This is a genomic window from Bartonella sp. SL320 (assembly GCF_059687635.1).
On sequence record NZ_CM185143.1, the window covers coordinates 1,977,221 to 1,995,754 of the forward strand.

Here is an 18,534-nt window from a genome sequence, read left to right on the forward strand (position 1 = left end):
AAGTATCTTAGTAATTGAAAAAAATACGGTCTTACGGAGAATAATATGAAAGGTTTGATGGAGGGCAAACGTGGCCTTATTATGGGAATTGCAAATGACCATTCAATTGCTTGGGGTATTGCCTGTCAACTCGCACAAGCAGGAGCTGAATTAGCATTAACTTATCAAGGAGATGCTTTCGGAAAACGTGTTCAGCCCCTAGCAGATAAACTTGGCTGCAAATTAGTTCTAGAGTGTGATGTTGAAAAAATTGAAAATGTTGACGAGGTTTTTGAGAAACTTGAAAAAGAATGGAAAACGATTGATTTTATTGTCCATGCCATTGGTTTTTCAGATAAAAATCAGCTAAAAGGACGTTACGTTGATGTTACAACGCGTGAAAACTTTCAACGTACAATGGTTATTTCAGCTTATTCCTTTACTGAAATTGCCCAACGCGCCGGCAAGCTTATGCCTAATGGAGGAGCACTTTTAACCCTTACTTATGGTGCTTCACAACAAGTTGTGCCTAATTATAATATCATGGGGGTTGCTAAAGCTGCTTTAGAAGCTATGGTTCGTTATTTAGCAGCAGACTTTGGCCCGCAAAATATCCGCGTCAATGCGATTTCAGCGGGTCCTGTTAGAACCTTAGCAGGTAATGGTATTGCAGCTGCACGTGCAATATTTTCACATCAACGTCGTAATGCCCCATTACGTCGTACCGTGAATATTCATGAAATTGGACAATCTGCCCTTTATTTACTCTCTGACTTATCCTCAGGCGTTACAGGTGAAATCCATTATGTTGATTCAGGCTATAACATCATGTCTATGCCAATACTTGAGGAACTGAAAAAAACTGAAGATTCCCCAGAAGGATAAAAAATATTCGACTTAAAAAAGAAAATTAATCATATGTAGAATGCTTTAAATTGCGTATTGAGTGCTGTCTCAGCTGAACTGAACCCTCATAGGGAAAGGCTTTAAGGCCAGTCTATTGCATATATAATGACATATCATTCTCACTAAGAGGACTACAATTTTTCGCAGAATACAAAAATCATTCCGAGATAGCAAACGTACTTGTTGCTAAAATTTTTAATCCCTCTGATGAAAAAGAAAAACGAAATTCTATGGTAGAATTACGCTTTCTTTGCATATTTTCAAACCAAGGATAATCAATATATTTTTTTCAATTTATTGTTATAAATATAACGCACAGAACTGTGTAAAAATCCTTGTAAGAATAAGCCAACACAAAGCCAATTGTATCATTATTATTGTTTTGTCTAAAAAGCTGCCATACCTCTACAATCGATTTTTCTAAAAAGTTTTATATTTTATGGAATTATTTTCCTAATAAATCCCATGCTTTTTCTGCTGCTTGTCAATCAACATCCAATCCTAAAGTGCAGCATAAGAACAAATATGTAAGCTATTTAGCGCCTCCTCTACTGTTGCAGCTTTGTATATGCCAGATAGGAGAAAGTACGTTGCATCTCTTTGTTTGATTTATCTCTGAAACGGGAGACACCTAACTATGGAGAGAATATAAAAGTATAAAGGTAGAAACCATCTTTCAGCCTTACCATCATCCTTTAATTCAGCTTTACGACTCTCAAAAATATCTACAGCAATATTGTTTTTAACAATAAAGATTATGCTTTTGTTTATCGCATATCTGTTTGGAATTACACTCCTTGTGCAAAATAAAATGTTTCAAACCCTATGACTTAAAGTGCCAATCAGGTGTTTTTAAGAGATATCTTGCTCCCAAGTCCATTTCGCGACAAGAGCAACCATTTGTGTAGCCATAAAGCCATTGTGCTCCCATCTTTACACTTGTGAAAAAAGCCTGAACAATTAAGTCCTGCCACTCCTCAATGTTGCAATAGCTCTTGATACTTGAGAGGCGCCATAAGAAGAATTTTCAGTCCTTTCTTGATCGTTTTTATCCACACAGCCTTTCCCGCTTGTAATGTGCGAGCGGATGGTTTTAACTGTTTCAAGTGCCAAAACCTGCCTAAACTTTGTAAGCTGAAAAAGTATATAATAACATCAGCTTTCTCTTTCACAAAACATTAAGATAGGAAGCATGATGGGTTTTGTGTATTTCCCAGAGATTTTAATTATACTGTTTATAGTACCATTTTGGAATGGAATTGCATGTATTAAGAAATGCCTTTGAAAATCGTCAAGCTGAATAAGAAAATGATAGTAAAGATGAAAACTGGACTTTTAAAGCTTCATATTCTTACCAAATTAGGTTTCCTATCTTTTTTCAAAGCTTACACAAACATGTTTAATGTGAAAACGATAATTTATTTCAAAGCAATCGCTTAACAAAAGCTAACGCTTTTATATTTCAGCTATTTTTTATAAAAACATCAAAAAAATCTATTTTATATTTCTTCATAGAATGTTTCTATTTTTTTAAGATTGGCAATATTTAAAAACACAAGGCTCGTATTATATTTCGTCCTTGAGAGCACGGCTTAGTAATGTGTTAGCTGCTTCAGTTACGTTTTTACCACAATAAAGAATTTGATAAATTTGCTCTACAATGGGCATTTCTACTCCTTGACGTTGCGCTAACATATGTACTTCTTTGGTATTTAAATACCCTTCTACAACCTGACCAATTTGTTTTTCCGCCTCTTTTATATCTATTCCTTGACCAAGAAGTATTCCAAAACGACGATTACGCGACTGATTATCAGTACATGTCAAAACAAGGTCACCTAAGCCTGTCATTCCCATGAATGTGGAAAGCTCAGCCCCCATAGCGCCCCCTAAACGACTGATTTCAGCTAATCCTCTCGTGATGAGAGCTATTCGTGCGTTTGCTCCAAATCCCATGCCATCTGATATTCCTGCACCTATAGCAATAACATTTTTGACGGCTCCCCCTAATTGAACACCAATCATATCTGAGCTTTTATAAACTCTAAAATTTTTGTCACAATGAAAAAGTTGCTGTAACTCTTTACCAAACTCAACATCAGAAGCTGCTATCGTCATTGCAGTAGGCCAACCAAGAGCAAGTTCTTTAGCAAAAGTTGGTCCGGAAAAAACAGCTAAAGGGACTTTTTCACCTAAAATCTCACGAGCGACTTCTTGTAAAAAACGTCCAGTGCCATGTTCTAAACCTTTCGTTGCCCAAATAACGCGTGAATGTTGATCCAAATAGGGTTGAATATTATACAACACTTGACGAAATACATGGCTTGGAACAACAATTAATATATTATCACTTGCTGCTATGGCAGTTTCAAGCGAAGCTTCAAGTAATAAGTTTTCAGGAAATCGAATATCAGGTAAATATATTTGATTACAACGTTGTTCCTGTAATTTTTCGATATTTTGAGAATTATGTCCCCAAAGTAAAACATTATGACCATTACGAGCAAGAGCAATCGCTAATGCAGTACCAAAAGAACCAGCACCAATAACTGTCATTGCAATGGTTTTCATTAAATTTTCTGTTTATTCTCTAAATTTTTGATTTCAAATTCTCATTATTATTACAAATAACTTCAATGTTATCTTTAATATAAATCCTATAAAACCAAAATGTTATTTCTTCGTAGCTTTATCGCACACAACATAAAAACTTGTTTTTTTACATTCTCTTTCTTTGTACTGAATTTTATAAAAATACTCTTTGTATATTCTACAATAGCTATTTGTTTTAAAGCTTAACGAAACACTCAATGGATCGCCTTGTTAAAAATAAAAACACAGTCAAAATAATGATATGCACCACTGATATCTTACACTCAAGCCCCCTCTTTCATATCCTAAGAACTTCTACAGTATACCTTGTAGAGCTGATACAGTCCGCATCAGCCCTACAAGCATTTCTCACATCTATTCTATAGGAGTTTGCACACCTGGCGTTTGCTCCATAGGCGTTTCTGAACCAGGAACTTGATCCACAGGAGTTTGCACACCTGGTGTTTGCTCCATGGGCGTTTCTGAACCAGGGATTTGATTCACAGGAGTTTGCACACCTGGCATTTGCTCCATGGGCGTTTCTGAACCAGGAACTTGATCCACAGGAGAGTGCATACCTGGCATTTGCTCCATGAGCGTTTCTGAACCAGGAACTTGATCCACAGGAGAGTGCATACCTGGCATTTGCTCCATGGGCGTTTCTGAACCAGGAACTTGATCCACAGGAGTTTGCATACCCGGCGTTTGCTCCATAGGCATTTCTAACTCCAGCATCTTTTCTGGCTGTTTTCTTGCAGATATATCTTTGTTTGATAACTGCCCAGACACCGAAGAATCATTTACTCCTGATATTTCCGGTTCAATAACACGTCCTGAACCACCCATCATATTATAATTCAAATGGGAAATAGCCCACCACGTACCTCCAACAATAACAAAAACGCAAATGGCTGCAAACCATAAAGCGCTTAAATTCCACTTGGCATCTGGACCAGAGTTCAAGTGCAAAAAGAAAACAATTTGTACTATAATCTGAATAAGTGCCATCCCAATAAGATATGCAACCTTTGTACTAATTGCCCAACTTTCCATCATTCCATACATGACAGGAATAAAAGAACCCAAAGTGAAAAATACAGCCAGAATAAAACCGATTAAATAGGAACCAGTACTGGGACCATGTGCTTCATTTTGCATGCTCATCACAACGCTCCTAATAAATAAACCATGGTGAAAACACCAACCCACACAATATCAAGTAAATGCCAGAAAATTGAAAGGCATGTTAGACGCGTTTTATTATCCTGATCCAAACCACTCCGACGTAGATGAAAAAACATCACCACCATCCAAAGAAGACCAACACTTACGTGAAGCCCGTGGGTACCAACCAAAGCAAAAAATGCTGACCAATAAGCAGATAAAACCTCTTTTCCAAAAAGCTGTAAACCTGTTGCAGGATCAATACCCACATAAGCACGAGGATCGTAATAAAAGACTTCACCCAATAATTCATGGAATTCGTAAAGCTCCATAGCAATGAAGCAACCTCCAAGTACAAAGGTAATGGCCATCCATAAGCGCACACCACTAATACTGTTCTTATGTGCCTGTACCATCACAAACCCATAAGTAATTGATGAAAACAATAATAAAGCCGTCTCAACCAAAACAAACTTTAAATCTATAAATTCATTGCCCGCTTTACCGCCACCATAAGAAGCAGAAAAAACAGCAAAACTTGAAAAAAGTGTCGAAAACAGAATCAAGTCTGAAAGAATATAGACCCAAAATCCAAACGTCATGATCGAGCTATTGTCGTGATGATGCTCATCCACTGTACTCGCATTATTCATTGTTACAGCACTCATACTGTTACTCCTTGTTCTTTAAGAACAGCTGTAAAAGCATCTTCTGTTTTTTGCACTTCCTCAGCTGGAATATAATAACCATGGTGATCACCTATTAATGAATGACCCACAAGCGTTGCAACAAAACCAATCAGTCCAATCGCAACAAGCCACCAAATGTGCCAAACAAGCGCAAAACCAACAACTAATGAAAAGAATCCTGCAATAATTCCAGCTGAAGTATTTGATGGCATATGAATTTTTTTAAATCCACTTGTCGGACGTTGATAACCATTCTTTTTCATATTCCAATAAGCATCATCCGTCTCCACCTCTGGAAGTATTGCAAAATTATATGCAGGAGGCGGTGAAGAAGTTGACCACTCAAGAGTCCGTGCATCACCCCAAGAATCATTGACTGTTACCGGTAAATGACCCTTATGTTTAATGCCATACCAAATTGCCAAAACAATCTGTAACACAAAACAGAGAATACCAAGTAAGATAATAAGAGCCCCTAGTGCAGCAATTATAAACATCGGTTGCCAACTAGGTTCCATGTAATGCTGAAGACGACGCGTCGCTCCCATTAAACCAAGAGCATAAACTGGGAAAAAGGCAAGATAAAAACCAATAAACCAACACCAGAAAGATGCAATACCTAGCATGCGATTTGGTTTATACCCAAAGACTTTTGGAAACCAAAAAGCAAGTCCAGCCAAATAAGCAAAAACCACACCTCCAATAATTGTATGGTGGAAATGCGCGACTAAAAAGAGCGAATTATGAAATTGCCAATCTGCAGGGACAATCGATAATAAAACACCGGTTAATCCACCACCAACGAACGTAAAAATCATTCCCATGCACCAAAGCATTGGAGGCTCAAAGCGTATCTTTCCTTTATACATCGTAAGCAACCAATTAAAGACTTTTACCCCTGTTGGAACGGCAATGATCATCGTTGCAATACTAAAGAAGGTATTTACAGCTTCACCACCACCCATTGTGAAGAAATGATGTCCCCAAACAAGAAGCGAAAGAATCAAAATTACCAACATGGCCCATATCATGGAAGTATAACCAAAGAGGCGTTTTGAAGAAAAAGTTGATACAACCTCAGAAACAATCCCAAAAGCCGGAACAACCAAAACATAAACCTCAGGATGACCAAAAACCCAAACATAGTTAATCCACACCATTGGATTACCACCACCAACATTGGTAAAGAAATTCATGTTCAGATAACGATCACAAGCCAAAAGTGCAAAGGCGACAGCTAAGACAGGATAAATAACCAAAATAAGGACATTACTGACAAAAGCACTCCAACAAAAAACAGGCATTTTCATCATTGTCATTCCAGGAGCACGCATCTTAATCATTGTTGCAATGAAATTAACTGACCCCATTGTTGTCGCGATACCAGAAAGCTGAAGCGACCATAAATAATAGTCTACCCCTGTATCTGGACTTGTTTGCAACTCTGTAAAAGGCGGATACATGAGCCAACCACCACGGCCAAAATTACCAACACCTAGTGATATGTTAATCAAGATTGCCCCTGCAGCCGTAATCCAAAAACCTAGATTATTTGCAAAGGGAAAAGCAACATCACGTGCACCAATTTGAAGTGGTATAAGATAATTAAACAGACCAAATAAAATAGGCGTAGCCATGAAAAAAATCATGATTGTACCATGCGCCGAAAAAATCTGATCAAAATGCTCAGGGGGCAAATAACCCGCTGTTTCACTCCCAAGAGCTAAAGCTTGATGCGTTCGCATCATAAGTGCATCCGCAAAACCGCGAACAAGCATAATAATTCCAAGAATTATATACATAATACCTATGCGCTTATGGTCAACAGTGGTGATCCAATTTCGCCACAAGATCCCCCACCACCCAAGCGCTGTTAAAGCAACAACAGCAATAAAACCAACCACAACAATCGCGATACATGTATATAAAACGATCGGTTCATGTGCAAGCGCATGAAAAGCACCTGCTGTAGGATCTGTAAGTCTTCCAAACATTTCTCAATCCATTTCAAATGAAATTCAAGTTTAAAAGAAACCTTATGTTAAAAGGGCTCTCTCTCTATTGATCCCTTAAATAACCTCGGGATCAAATACTGAACATAGTGCACCCCATAGCGTCTGAGCAGCAGCGCGCTTCATTAAATCTTCATTACATACCGTATTTTCATCAACACATCGATTAACAATGCGATAATAGAGCCGCTTCTCAACAGGTGCAAAATAACGAACTTCAGCATCTTTTTCCTTCGCAGCAATATCACCCATACGAGGCGCAATAGAAAGTTGACGATAAGACTTACGATCAAGTTCTCGCCCATTGGCCCGAGCTTTTACAATCCAATCATCAAAATCCTGCGAAGATACAGAATGCCAATTAAACCGCATACCCGAAAAACCATCGCCGCTGTAATTTGCGGAGGTCCCCTTGAATACGCCATGTTCTTCAGCAATCAAATGCAACTTCGCATTCATCTGCGGCATAGCGTAAAGAACTGTACCCAATTTAGGAACCCAAAAAGCATTGACAGAATTTTCTGACGTCAATTGTAATAAAACTTGACGTCCTTTAGGTGCGTAAATTTCATTGATCGATGCAATACCATACTGAGGATAAATAAAAACCCATTTCCAATCAAGAGCAACAGCATCAATCTGCAATGGCTCCCCTTCACCCACAACCTCCACTGGAAGAGGCTTTGCAGGCTCAAGCTTATAAGTATAATAAGTTGCGAATACACCCAAAACCATTACGATTAAAATTGGAATACCCCACATCACTGCTTCAATTTTATTTGAATGTGCCCAATCAGGAGAATATTCCGCTTTCATATTTGATGCCCGATATTTTATCGCTAAAAACACCACACTCACCATGACTGGAATAACGACGCAAAGCATAACAAACACACAAGCAGCAATCAAAATGAGCTGTTGACGTGCAACATAACCCGAGGGCTGTAAAACATCAATCTTACAACCAGACAAAAATAGTGCTATGCCCCCTAAAATCATAAGCATTTTTGTCCGTCTAACAAAACTTTCCATCTTTATCTGCCCCCATCATACGCACTAAAAACTGTCATAAATATCATACCTCATATTGTACAAATTTGAAAATAATTATCAAGCGAATTCAAAGCCTATACCACTCTTTCATCCAATGATCCAACATTTGCTTTTTAATGATTATTATTTAATTGTTTTGCAATATACTCAAGTGCAAATCGATACCCATCACTTCCACATCCAGTTATGATAGCATCGACACCTGAAGAGGTATAAGAATGGTGACGGAAAGCTTCACGTTGATAAATATGGGATAAATGAACTTCTACTTTCGGCCCTGAAAACATTTTTAGAGCATCAAGAAGAGCAACAGATGTATGACTGTAAGCTGCTGGGTTTATGATCAATCCAGAACTTAGTCCTATTGCTTCTTGGATCCATTCTACTAATTGACCCTCACAGTTACTTTGAAAAAAATTTATGATAAAGTTCGTTTTTTTTGCCCATTCTCTGCAACTTTTTTCAATATCTTCTAGAGTTTCAGTTCCATAAATTTCTGGCTCGCGTTGGCCTAGAAAATTTAAATTAGGACCGTTTAAAATCGTTATCATCACAGACATAGCAAGCCTTTTCTTCTCGATTATCACTTATTAAAAAATATTTAGCATGTTTTACAGCAATACAGCGCCATCCTTAATCTCAAAAAACTCTGCGCGTCCTTTTAAACTGTCAAATAAAAGACGGTCTGTTCCTGTCATAAATGTTTGCACAGCTAAATCATCAAGAATGTCAAATAAAGCAGCACGACGATGCGAATCAAGATGAGCAGCCATTTCATCAAGAAGAAGAATTGGAGCCCTTTCCGACATCATACCTGTTAGGCGTGCATGACACAAAACCAAACCTGTCAACAGCGCTTTTTGTTCACCTGTTGAACAAGATGTTGCTGCTCTATTTTTATCCGCATAAAAAACCTGCAAATCTGCGCGATGTGGTCCTTCTAATGTTCGCCCAGCAGCACGATCTATTGCACGGTTACGCTGCAACCGATCACAAAATTGCTCTTCAACTTCAGTCGCTGATAATCTACTGAGAGCCGTTTCCAAAAAACCATCACTTTGTAAAAAAGCCCGTGGAAAGGGTATCTGAGATGGCATTTGTGTAAACATATCGTTTAAAAGCCGAATAACATCAATACGCGCCGCAGAAATAGCTACCGCCAGTTCTGCCATCTGTTTTTCTAAAGCGTCAAACCAAGTATAATCTTCATTTCCATCCAAAAACAAGCGATTACGTGCGCGCATCGCTCTATCATAATCGGCTATGCGGCGACTATGTAAAGGATCGATCGCCACAACCATACGGTCTAAAAAACGTCTGCGCTCAAGCGAAGATCCCGTAAAAAGACCATCCATAGAAGGCGTCAAGATACTTATATGACAGTAATCTGTTAAGCGATCACTTGGCTCATTCACACCATTAATATGGATCTTTCGACTGTTATCGCTAATCTCTAAAGCTGTACCAATCTTTACTTCACCATAAAGAACACATTCAAGACGTGCAAAAACAACAAACCCTTCACCTCTACCATCTGAAAAACTAACATCAGAATAAGAGGCTCGCCTTAAACCACGCCCCGGAGAAAGAAAAGATAACGCCTCTAAAAGATTTGTCTTACCAGCTCCATTGTGGCCAGTAAAAACCACATGCTGACCCGAAAAATGAATTTCCAAGGAAGCATAATTACGATAACGCAACAGTCTCAGCTGTCTCACTGCCACTTTGTGCACATGACCAGCCATATATTGCAAAATAACGGCCCCTAAACACGAATAGGCATCAGTACATAAAGCACATCCGCATCATTATTATCACGAATGAGAGCAGGTGCTACAGCATCTGACAGCAGAAAAACCATCTCATCACTTGAAAGTTGCCCAGCAATATCTAAAAGATAACGTGAATTAAACCCTATCTCAAGCGGTTCAGATGTATAAGTTACAGCTAACTGATCTTCTGCGCTGCCAGAATCAGGGCTGTTAACCACAAGCCGCAACTGTCCATGCTCAATCATTAACTTAACCGCGCGCCCCCGATCACTTGAAATCGTTGAAACGCGATCAACTGCAGAAGAAAAGTCCTGCCTATTCACAACCAATTCTTTGTCATTACCAAGAGGTATAACACGTTGATAATCTGGAAATGTTCCATCAATTAACTTTGAGGTAAAAATCACAGAACCCACAGAAAAACGAATCTTCGCCTCTGAAAGTTCTATACATACATCGCCATCATTTTCTTCTGAAAGAAGTTTCTGTAATTCTCCTACAGCTTTACGGGGAACAATAACACCGGGCATTCCCTCAACTCCTGAAGGAGCTTCCATTTCAACTTGTGCCAAACGATGACCATCTGTTGCAACCAAACGCAATTTCAAAACATCATCATTAATAACATGGAAGTAAATACCATTAAGATAATAGCGGGTTTCTTCAGTAGAAATAGCAAATTGCGTACAATCAAGTAAATGCTTTAACCCTGACGCCGATAGAGAAAAGCGATAACCAAACTGCCCAGGAAGTGATTCTGGAAAATCTGCCTTCGGAAGACATTGAAGCTGAAAGTGTGCACGACCAGAAACTATCGACATTGCACTTGCTTGATTCTCATCAACAGATAATACAACCTCATTGCCATCAGGAAGTTTTCGAATGATATCGTAGAGCAAATATGCCGGAACAGTCGTTGCTCCAGCTTGTTCAACATTAACTGTAAAAGATTCTGTAACCTCTAAATCAAGATCTGTTGCTTTTAACTGAACACGGCCATTTTCGGCATCAATCAATACATTCGATAAAATAGGAACAGTATTACGGCGCTCTACCACACGGTGAACACGACCAAGAGACTTGAGAAATTGACTGCGATCAACTGTAATACGCATAAAAACCCTGTATGATTTACTAAAAAACGATAAAAATTCCTTAGAATTAAAATAATAGACTCTCTTAAAAGAATCGCCTACCGGATTTTATTAAAGCTCTCTTAAAATGGCAAGTCACCCCTGCATAAGAAAAAATAAATCTTTCCATTAAATCCTTTAAAGTTTTTCCAAAGGAAGAAATGATAAACGCTATACAGCCTGTTCTCCAATCAACCGCTTGAGCAATTCAAGTTCCTTAGCCAAGGTTTGATCACCACAAACCAAATCTTCAATTTTACGCACAGCGCGTAAAACTGTTGTATGATCACGTCCACCAAAACGACGTCCAATTTCTGGCAGTGAGCGTGGCGTTAATACTTTTGCTAAATACATTGCGACTTGCCGTGGCTTCACAACTGTCCGTGTTCGACGATTAGATAACAAGTCCTGTTTAGAAACATTATAATGGCGTGCTACCGTACGCTGAATTTCTTCAATCCGAATGCGTCTAGGTTCACCGGGACGTGTCAAGTGACCTAATAACTCATCAATCCGTTCTAAAGATAAATCAGACTCAAAAGATTGACGAAACAAGAGCTGATTAAATGCGCCTTCAATATCGCGCCCAGACCCTAAAACGGTTTTTGCAATATATTCCAAGATATCATCAGAAATTGATATCATGCCATCGTCTTGTTGTGCAACCTTCAACCGCTGACGTAACATTTGCAAACGCATTTCATAATCTGGAGCTTCAATTTCAAGAGCGACCCCTCCTTGAAGACGAGAACGAACGCGAAGATCAAGCGATTCTAGTTCCGCTGGTGGACGATCTGCAGCAACAACAACCTGTTTTGCACTATCAAGCAACATATTAAGCAAATGGCAAAATTCATGTTGTATCGACTTACCCTGCAAAAACTGCATATCATCAATAATCAAAAGGTCGATATCACGAAGCTGTTCTTTAAAAGAAAGAGCATCATTATCACGAATAGCTGTTGCAAAACGCCACATGAAATATTCAGCAGTTAAATAAATAACACGTGCAGACGTTAAACGCTTCAAGGCAGAAGCAGCAATTGCTTGAAGCAAATGTGTTTTTCCTAAACCAACAGAGGCATGAATAAAAAGAGGATTAAAACGCAAAGCACTTTTATGCCCCTCTGCAATTGAACGCGCAGCCGCTAAAGCAACACGGTTAGAAGCCCCCTCAACAAAAGTTTCAAAACTATAGCGAGAATCAAGCGGAGAGCCAAAAACACCCGTCTGAGAATTCTTGATTGAATGCTCTGGACAATTCTCAACAAAAGATGACGTTGCCTGCTCCTCTAGCACAACAGAAGGTGCACTTGCTTTACAAACCACATCTTTTGAAACGCGTTCCATACCGCGAACAATAACTTCAACACGAAGAATCGATGAATTCTCCTGTTTCCATAAATTTGTTAAAAGAGAACCATAGTGATTATTAATCCATGAACGTAAAAAAGCGGTAGGAACAGAAAGCTTTACAAGCGTATGACTATACTCAGCAAGCTTCACACGACCAAACCAACTGGTATAAGCCTCAACACCAACCTGGGCCTTTAATTGTGCCATCACACGTATAAAAGCCGCTGCACTTTCTTCCTCTGAAACAATAGAATATCCTACAGAAGAACTTCTACAAACGGCCCCATCATTCTCTGTCATCCTATCCTTTATTATGTTCTCTGTCGACAGGATATTTACCGCAACCCTTTTAAAGGAACTAGCTTTAGAGTTCAATTTATCCACCATCTTCCATCCTGATAAAAATAAAATTTGTCCTGCCAAACACCTAAATAAGCCCAGTGAAGGCAAAACGCCCTATCCCAAATAAGATTACTCACCCTCCCCTAGGATAGCCTCATCACAACCCTACTAATAAAGATGACCAATAAGATTTACTTGCACTCATGATATGACCCAACCTTCTAAAATGGTAAACATACCAATTAAGAAAACTAAAAAAACGTCAGAAAACCTCTCCAACACAAAAGCTTTAAAAGTCTAAACCAAAGCATCTTGTATTCAATAAAATACAGAATAACACGCTGATGTAACCCCTTCATGCTTTTCAGTCTTCACAAGAAACATACAAAACAGCAGAGGTAAAATGCAAGAGGTCAAAATAAAATCAAAAGATCCCCAAAAAAATGCTTATATCAATAAAGAATGAGAAAAATTATTGATTCAATTCATTTTTTTTCTCTAAATTTACCAATCATTAAAGAATCTCTTCAGATTAAAAAAAAAAATAAAATGCTTGACAAAAAAGACTCTGTAAAAATCCACAAAGCTTGTGGATAACCATGCCCCCCCGATAAACTTTATCTCCTTTTTCAAGAGGAGAATCATTGCCGATTCTTATTTTCAACAGAAACTTTTTAAAGCAATAAATAAAAAGCCAGCACCCTGATGGATGCTGGCTTTATTCTCAATAAAAAAGAAAAAACTTAAGCGCTAAGAGCTTTCAAACGCTTCGCTAAACGCGATACTTTCCTCGCAGCAGCATTTTTATGAAAAACCCCTTTAGAAACCGCACGCATAATCTCAGGCTCAAAATTCTTAAATGCAATTTCCGCAGCTGCCTTATCACCCCCAGCTAAAGCATCATCAAACTTACGTATAAAAGTACGAACGCGTGAACGGCGGGCCCTATTAACCTGTGTGCGTGCTGCAACCTTGCGCACCGCTTTTCGAGCAGAAGGTGTATTCGCCATAAATATAATCTCTCTTTCAAAACTTTGGCAAAATGAGTCTACAGAACACTCTACCAATATAAACAAACCTAACCCAAGCAAAACTATAAAGCTGCTTATAATTCGTGTGACTTATAGCGCAATGTTAAAGCCAACGTCAATTGAATTTTCAAAGACAGACATAAAAAACGCCGTCAAATTCTTTGATGCGCAACTTTATAACTTAATCGTTTAAAGACATTTCTCAACAAACAAAAGCATTTAAACGGCTAGCTTACGCAAGACATATTGCAAAATTCCACCATGATGCAAATAATCTAGTTCATCTTCAGTATCAACACGGCATAATAATGGAACAGTCTTTACCCGACCATCAGAAAAAGTAATTGTTGCTACAGTCTTTTGACGAGGCTTCAAGTTATGAATCCCTTCAATTGTTACCTTTTCATCTCCCTTTAAGCCTAAAGATTTCCAACTTACACCTTCTTCAAAAACAAAAGGAACAATACCCATACCAACAAGATTAGAGCGATGAATCCTTTCAAAAGATTGTACAATCACCGCTTTTATACCAAGAAGATTGGTCCCCTTGGCTGCCCAATCGCGTGATGATCCATTGCCATATTCAATACCTGCAAAAACAACAAGCGGAACAGCTTCTTGTTTATACGCCATTGCTGCATCATAAATGGCTTGTTCTACCGCTGATGGATAATGAATCGTATAACCTCCTTCTCGACCATTTTCTCCTAACATGAAATTACGAATGCGAATATTAGCAAAGGTCCCACGCACCATAACTTCATGATTCCCACGGCGCGTTCCATACTGATTAAAATCAGCGACTTTAACACCATGATCCATTAAATATTTACCAGCAGGAGAAGCTGCCTTAATAGAACCAGCAGGAGAAATATGATCTGTCGTGATTTTATCACCAAACAAACCTAAAATCCGCGCATCCTTAATATCTGATAAGACATCCGGCGTTTTCTTCATATCATCAAAATAAGGAGGATTACGGACATAGGTGGATTGTTCATCCCAAGAATAGGTAGAACCTGTAGGGATTTGAACTTTTTGCCAATTTTCATCTCCCTTAAAGACATCGGCATATTTTTCGGCAAAAACCTTACGCGTAACATTTTTTTCGATAAACGCCTGTATTTCTTGAGAAGTTGGCCAAATATCTCTTAAGTAAACCGGTTGACCATCTGAATCTTCACCAAGAGGTTCCTTGGTTAAATCTTTACACACCGTCCCAACAAGCGCATGTGCGACAACTAATGGAGGAGAAGCTAAATAATTGGCTTGTACATCAGGGGAAACACGCCCTTCAAAGTTACGATTTCCTGAAAGAACTGCAGCTGCAATGACACCATTGTCATTAATGGTTTTGGAAATAGCTGGATGCAAAGGACCAGAATTCCCAATACATGTTGTGCACCCAAACCCTACTAAGTTAAATCCTAGTGCATCTAAATCTTTTTGTAGACCTGAACTTTTAAGGTAAGCTTCAACGACCTGTGAACCAGGTGCAAGAGAGGTTTTTACCCACGGTTTGCTCTTGAGCCCTTTTGCCACAGCATTTCGTGCCAAAAGACCTGCGGCAATAAGAACACTTGGATTTGATGTATTCGTACATGATGTAATCGCAGCGATCACCACATCACCGTGACCAAGCGTATATTCTTCACCCTCAACCGAATAACGCTCATCTTGTCCAGTCTTCTTATAATCTTCGACTAAGGCCTTCTCAAAGCCTTGCCCAACATTTTCCAATGCAATACGCCCTTCAGGACGTTTAGGACCAGCCATAGAAGGAACAACGGTTCCCATATCTAATTCAATTGTATCACTAAAAATGGGACTAGCCACCATTTCATCATGCCACATCCCTTGTGCTTTGGAATAAGCTTCGACTAAAGCAATCCGATGCTCATCACGCCCTGTCATATTGAGATAACGCACTGTCTCATTATCAATTGGGAAAAAACCACATGTTGCTCCATATTCAGGTGCCATATTCCCAATCGTTGCCCGATCAGCAAGCGTCATATGTTCCAAACCAGGACCAAAAAACTCAACAAATTTACCAACAACACCTTTTTGGCGAAGCATTTGAGTCACCGTCAACACGAGATCAGTAGCTGTTACACCTTCTTTAAGTTTCCCTGTTAGATGAAAACCAATTACTTCAGGTAACAACATAGAAACGGGTTGGCCTAACATTGCCGCTTCAGCTTCAATACCACCAACCCCCCAACCTAAAACCCCCAAACCATTGACCATCGTTGTATGCGAATCAGTTCCCACACAGGTGTCAGGATAAACCGTCTCAGCCCCCTCTTCATTCTTCATCCACACGCATTGCGCTAAATATTCAAGGTTAACCTGATGACAAATCCCTGTTCCTGGAGGAACAACCCGAAAATTTTGAAAGGCTTGCTGCCCCCATTTAAGGAAACGATAGCGCTCTCCATTGCGTTCATATTCATGCTCAACGTTTTCCTTAAAAGCCATGGGAGTGCCAAAATCATCAACAATAACTGAGTGATCAATGATAAGATCAACAGGGATGAGAGGATTAATTTTTTCAGCGTTACCGCCAAGTTTGACCATAGCATCGCGCATTGCAGAAAGATCAACAACAGCAGGAACACCGGTAAAATCTTGCATAAGAACACGTGCAGGACGGTAGGCGATTTCTGCCCCCGCGCTTCCTTTGTCGCTTAACCACTTAGCAACATTAAGGATATCTTCTTTTTTAACCGTGCGACCATCTTCAAATCGCAATAAATTTTCAAGAATAACTTTCATTGAAAACGGTAAACGAGAAATACCTTCAAGTCCATTCTTCTCCGCTTCAATCAAGCTATAATAAGTATATTCTTTGCCACCAACATTTAAAATTCTGCGACAATTAAAACTATCAATGTGAGTCATGACTGTGTCCACCCTCATACTAAAAACTACCCAATTTCCAGGAATGAACAACACAAACTACGAGTCAAGGTCGCAGCTTGAGCGCAGACGCAACTACCTCCGCTATCCATTTCCCCCTCCACCTTTTATAGGCAAATGCGGAAATCAGCGCCGAAAACCATTTTACACCAGATATTGATGTAACACATTTCTTATAGAACTATTTCTAGAACTATTCTAGGGACAATTGCATAAAAAACGTGTTTTTTATGCTCTAATGCAATAAAAAATAGGGAAATTAAAGCAAAACAGGCAATCTAATGATGTTATCAGGAAAAAAATTAGCAGCTTATAGAAACGGGGAAACTCTGTTCAAAAACCTTTCTTTTTGTTTATTTCCACAGCAACTGATGACCATCACCGGTCCCAATGGTATCGGAAAATCTACATTACTGCGAATCATTGTTGGTCTTCTTGAAGCTGATGAAGGTCAAATCGTCCTTAAAGACCATGATCAAAGATATCCTGTTGCAACTGCGTGTCATTATCTCGGGTCTCAAAATGCCATGAAACCTTTCTTATCTGTCATAAACAATTTGCAATTTTGGGCAGAGTTTTATGGTCAACCTCTATACTCCCCCTATGAGGCCCTTGCTGATATTGGTCTTTCTGATCTTGAATATTTACCCTTTAACGCTCTGTCCACTGGACAACAAAGACGTGTCGCTATTGCCCGACTTTTGCTCTCTTATCGTCCTATTTGGATTTTAGACGAACCAATATCTGGGCTTGATAGCCATGCTCAAAAATGCCTTTCTCATATTTTCCAGCGTCATCTCAATCAAGGTGGTATGATTATCGCCGCAACCCATAATTCCCTAGGTATTCCAGAAAACCATACCATTGCTCTGGAAAAATTTTTACCTCTCTAGGAGAGAATAAAATGAAAGCACTGTTCTGGCGAGATCTTAAACTATTATTAGCACCACAAACTTCTTCACTCACAGGACTATTGTTTTTCATTGCTGTTGTTATCATAACCCCTTTTGCCATTGGACCAGATCCCAACACTCTTGCACAAATAGGACCAGGGATATTGTGGTTTGGAGCTCTTTTCGCAGGACTTCTCAATCTGAATAAACTTTTTCAAATCGATCGCGATGATGGCAATCTCGACCAATTTATCCTTTCAGGACAACGACAAAGTTTTACACTGATTGTCTTTACCAAATGCATCGCTCATTGGATAGGAACAATGCTTCCGCTCATTTTTGTAACACCTATTTTAGCCCTCATGCTCCACTTAGATGTCACGATAACTTTTACAACAATCCTTACCCTTTTATGCGGAACACCAGCTATCGTTTTTATTGGCGCTATAGGAGCGGCACTTGCAGCCTCATTGTTACACAGCACTCTTCTTATTTTCATCATTATCTTACCGTGGATTATTCCCATTATGATTTTTGGCGTTTCAGCTGCAACTTCCCCAACAAATCCAAATGCCTCTTTTCTCACATCCTTGGCGCTTCTTAGCGCTTTTTCACTTCTTTTGAGTCTTTTTAGCTCTTTTGTTGCTGCTTTAACACTCAAGCTTTTATCAGAATAATAAAAGATGATTG

General features: G+C 39.1%; 14 protein-coding genes. 3 read left to right on the forward strand and 11 right to left on the reverse strand.

The annotated features are described in order from the left end of the window. The first annotated feature begins 45 nt into the window (after positions 1–45). Entirely contained in the window at positions 46–864 is an 819-nt protein-coding gene (gene fabI, locus AC6ER8_RS07815; protein ID WP_497078203.1) for an enoyl-ACP reductase FabI, read from the forward strand. Positions 865–2,451: 1,587 nt separating this feature from the next. Here the strand turns inward: fabI and gpsA are convergent. The 11 genes from gpsA to acnA form a co-directional block, all read right to left on the reverse strand. Continuing rightward, complete coding sequence (gpsA, locus tag AC6ER8_RS07820) at positions 2,452–3,456, reverse strand: NAD(P)H-dependent glycerol-3-phosphate dehydrogenase (protein WP_497078205.1); 1,005 nt, start codon at positions 3,454–3,456, stop codon at positions 2,452–2,454. A gap of 396 nt (positions 3,457–3,852) precedes the next feature. Beyond that, positions 3,853–4,641 (reverse strand): cytochrome o ubiquinol oxidase subunit IV, encoded by a 789-nt coding sequence (gene cyoD, locus AC6ER8_RS07825; protein ID WP_497078207.1) that lies wholly within the window; start codon positions 4,639–4,641, stop codon positions 3,853–3,855. Next, on the reverse strand, positions 4,641–5,309 hold the full coding sequence (locus tag AC6ER8_RS07830; protein ID WP_497078209.1) for a cytochrome (ubi)quinol oxidase subunit III: 669 nt from the start codon (positions 5,307–5,309) through the stop codon (positions 4,641–4,643). Before AC6ER8_RS07830 ends, cyoD begins: the two co-directional genes overlap by 1 nt. Further along, entirely contained in the window at positions 5,306–7,324 is a 2,019-nt protein-coding gene (gene cyoB / locus AC6ER8_RS07835) for a cytochrome o ubiquinol oxidase subunit I (protein ID WP_497078211.1), read from the reverse strand. Before cyoB ends, AC6ER8_RS07830 begins: the two co-directional genes overlap by 4 nt. Before the next feature lie 75 nt (positions 7,325–7,399). Further along, on the reverse strand, positions 7,400–8,374 hold the full coding sequence (gene cyoA / locus AC6ER8_RS07840) for a ubiquinol oxidase subunit II (protein WP_497078213.1): 975 nt from the start codon (positions 8,372–8,374) through the stop codon (positions 7,400–7,402). Between the two features lie 134 nt (positions 8,375–8,508). After that, positions 8,509–8,955, reverse strand: a complete 447-nt coding sequence (gene aroQ, locus AC6ER8_RS07845; protein WP_497078215.1) for a type II 3-dehydroquinate dehydratase — start codon at positions 8,953–8,955, stop codon at positions 8,509–8,511. Between the two features lie 51 nt (positions 8,956–9,006). Next, complete coding sequence (gene recF, locus AC6ER8_RS07850; RefSeq protein WP_497078217.1) at positions 9,007–10,140, reverse strand: DNA replication/repair protein RecF; 1,134 nt, start codon at positions 10,138–10,140, stop codon at positions 9,007–9,009. Between the two features lie 20 nt (positions 10,141–10,160). Then, positions 10,161–11,282 carry a DNA polymerase III subunit beta gene (gene dnaN, locus AC6ER8_RS07855; protein ID WP_497078219.1) on the reverse strand — a complete coding sequence of 374 codons (1,122 nt, stop codon included), beginning with the start codon at positions 11,280–11,282 and terminating at the stop codon, positions 10,161–10,163. 189 nt (positions 11,283–11,471) lie between these two features. Next, positions 11,472–13,043, reverse strand: coding sequence for a chromosomal replication initiator protein DnaA (dnaA, locus tag AC6ER8_RS07860; protein WP_497078221.1), 1,572 nt, complete (start codon positions 13,041–13,043; stop codon positions 11,472–11,474). A gap of 698 nt (positions 13,044–13,741) precedes the next feature. Then, entirely contained in the window at positions 13,742–14,008 is a 267-nt protein-coding gene (gene rpsT, locus AC6ER8_RS07865; RefSeq protein ID WP_497075187.1) for a 30S ribosomal protein S20, read from the reverse strand. Between the two features lie 240 nt (positions 14,009–14,248). After that, on the reverse strand, positions 14,249–16,933 hold the full coding sequence (acnA, locus tag AC6ER8_RS07870; protein ID WP_497078223.1) for an aconitate hydratase AcnA: 2,685 nt from the start codon (positions 16,931–16,933) through the stop codon (positions 14,249–14,251). 299 nt (positions 16,934–17,232) lie between these two features. Between acnA and ccmA the strand changes: the two genes are divergently transcribed. Further along, on the forward strand, positions 17,233–17,844 hold the full coding sequence (gene ccmA, locus AC6ER8_RS07875; protein WP_497078225.1) for a heme ABC exporter ATP-binding protein CcmA: 612 nt from the start codon (positions 17,233–17,235) through the stop codon (positions 17,842–17,844). Between the two features lie 11 nt (positions 17,845–17,855). Further along, entirely contained in the window at positions 17,856–18,521 is a 666-nt protein-coding gene (gene ccmB / locus AC6ER8_RS07880) for a heme exporter protein CcmB (RefSeq protein WP_497078227.1), read from the forward strand. Positions 18,522–18,534 lie beyond the last annotated feature (13 nt).

Bases quoted from the DNA above. Each gene is read 5' to 3' on its own strand.
- fabI (WP_497078203.1), top strand. From the start codon at position 46: ATGAAAGGTTTGATGGAGGGCAAACGTGGCCTTATTATGGGAATTGCA.
- gpsA (WP_497078205.1), bottom strand. From the start codon at position 3,456: ATGAAAACCATTGCAATGACAGTTATTGGTGCTGGTTCTTTTGGTACT.
- cyoD (WP_497078207.1), bottom strand. From the start codon at position 4,641: ATGAGCATGCAAAATGAAGCACATGGTCCCAGTACTGGTTCCTATTTA.
- AC6ER8_RS07830 (WP_497078209.1), bottom strand. From the start codon at position 5,309: ATGAGTGCTGTAACAATGAATAATGCGAGTACAGTGGATGAGCATCAT.
- cyoB (WP_497078211.1), bottom strand. From the start codon at position 7,324: ATGTTTGGAAGACTTACAGATCCTACAGCAGGTGCTTTTCATGCGCTT.
- cyoA (WP_497078213.1), bottom strand. From the start codon at position 8,374: ATGGAAAGTTTTGTTAGACGGACAAAAATGCTTATGATTTTAGGGGGC.
- aroQ (WP_497078215.1), bottom strand. From the start codon at position 8,955: ATGTCTGTGATGATAACGATTTTAAACGGTCCTAATTTAAATTTTCTA.
- recF (WP_497078217.1), bottom strand. From the start codon at position 10,140: ATGGCTGGTCATGTGCACAAAGTGGCAGTGAGACAGCTGAGACTGTTG.
- dnaN (WP_497078219.1), bottom strand. From the start codon at position 11,282: ATGCGTATTACAGTTGATCGCAGTCAATTTCTCAAGTCTCTTGGTCGT.
- dnaA (WP_497078221.1), bottom strand. From the start codon at position 13,043: ATGGTGGATAAATTGAACTCTAAAGCTAGTTCCTTTAAAAGGGTTGCG.
- rpsT (WP_497075187.1), bottom strand. From the start codon at position 14,008: ATGGCGAATACACCTTCTGCTCGAAAAGCGGTGCGCAAGGTTGCAGCA.
- acnA (WP_497078223.1), bottom strand. From the start codon at position 16,933: ATGACTCACATTGATAGTTTTAATTGTCGCAGAATTTTAAATGTTGGT.
- ccmA (WP_497078225.1), top strand. From the start codon at position 17,233: ATGATGTTATCAGGAAAAAAATTAGCAGCTTATAGAAACGGGGAAACT.
- ccmB (WP_497078227.1), top strand. From the start codon at position 17,856: ATGAAAGCACTGTTCTGGCGAGATCTTAAACTATTATTAGCACCACAA.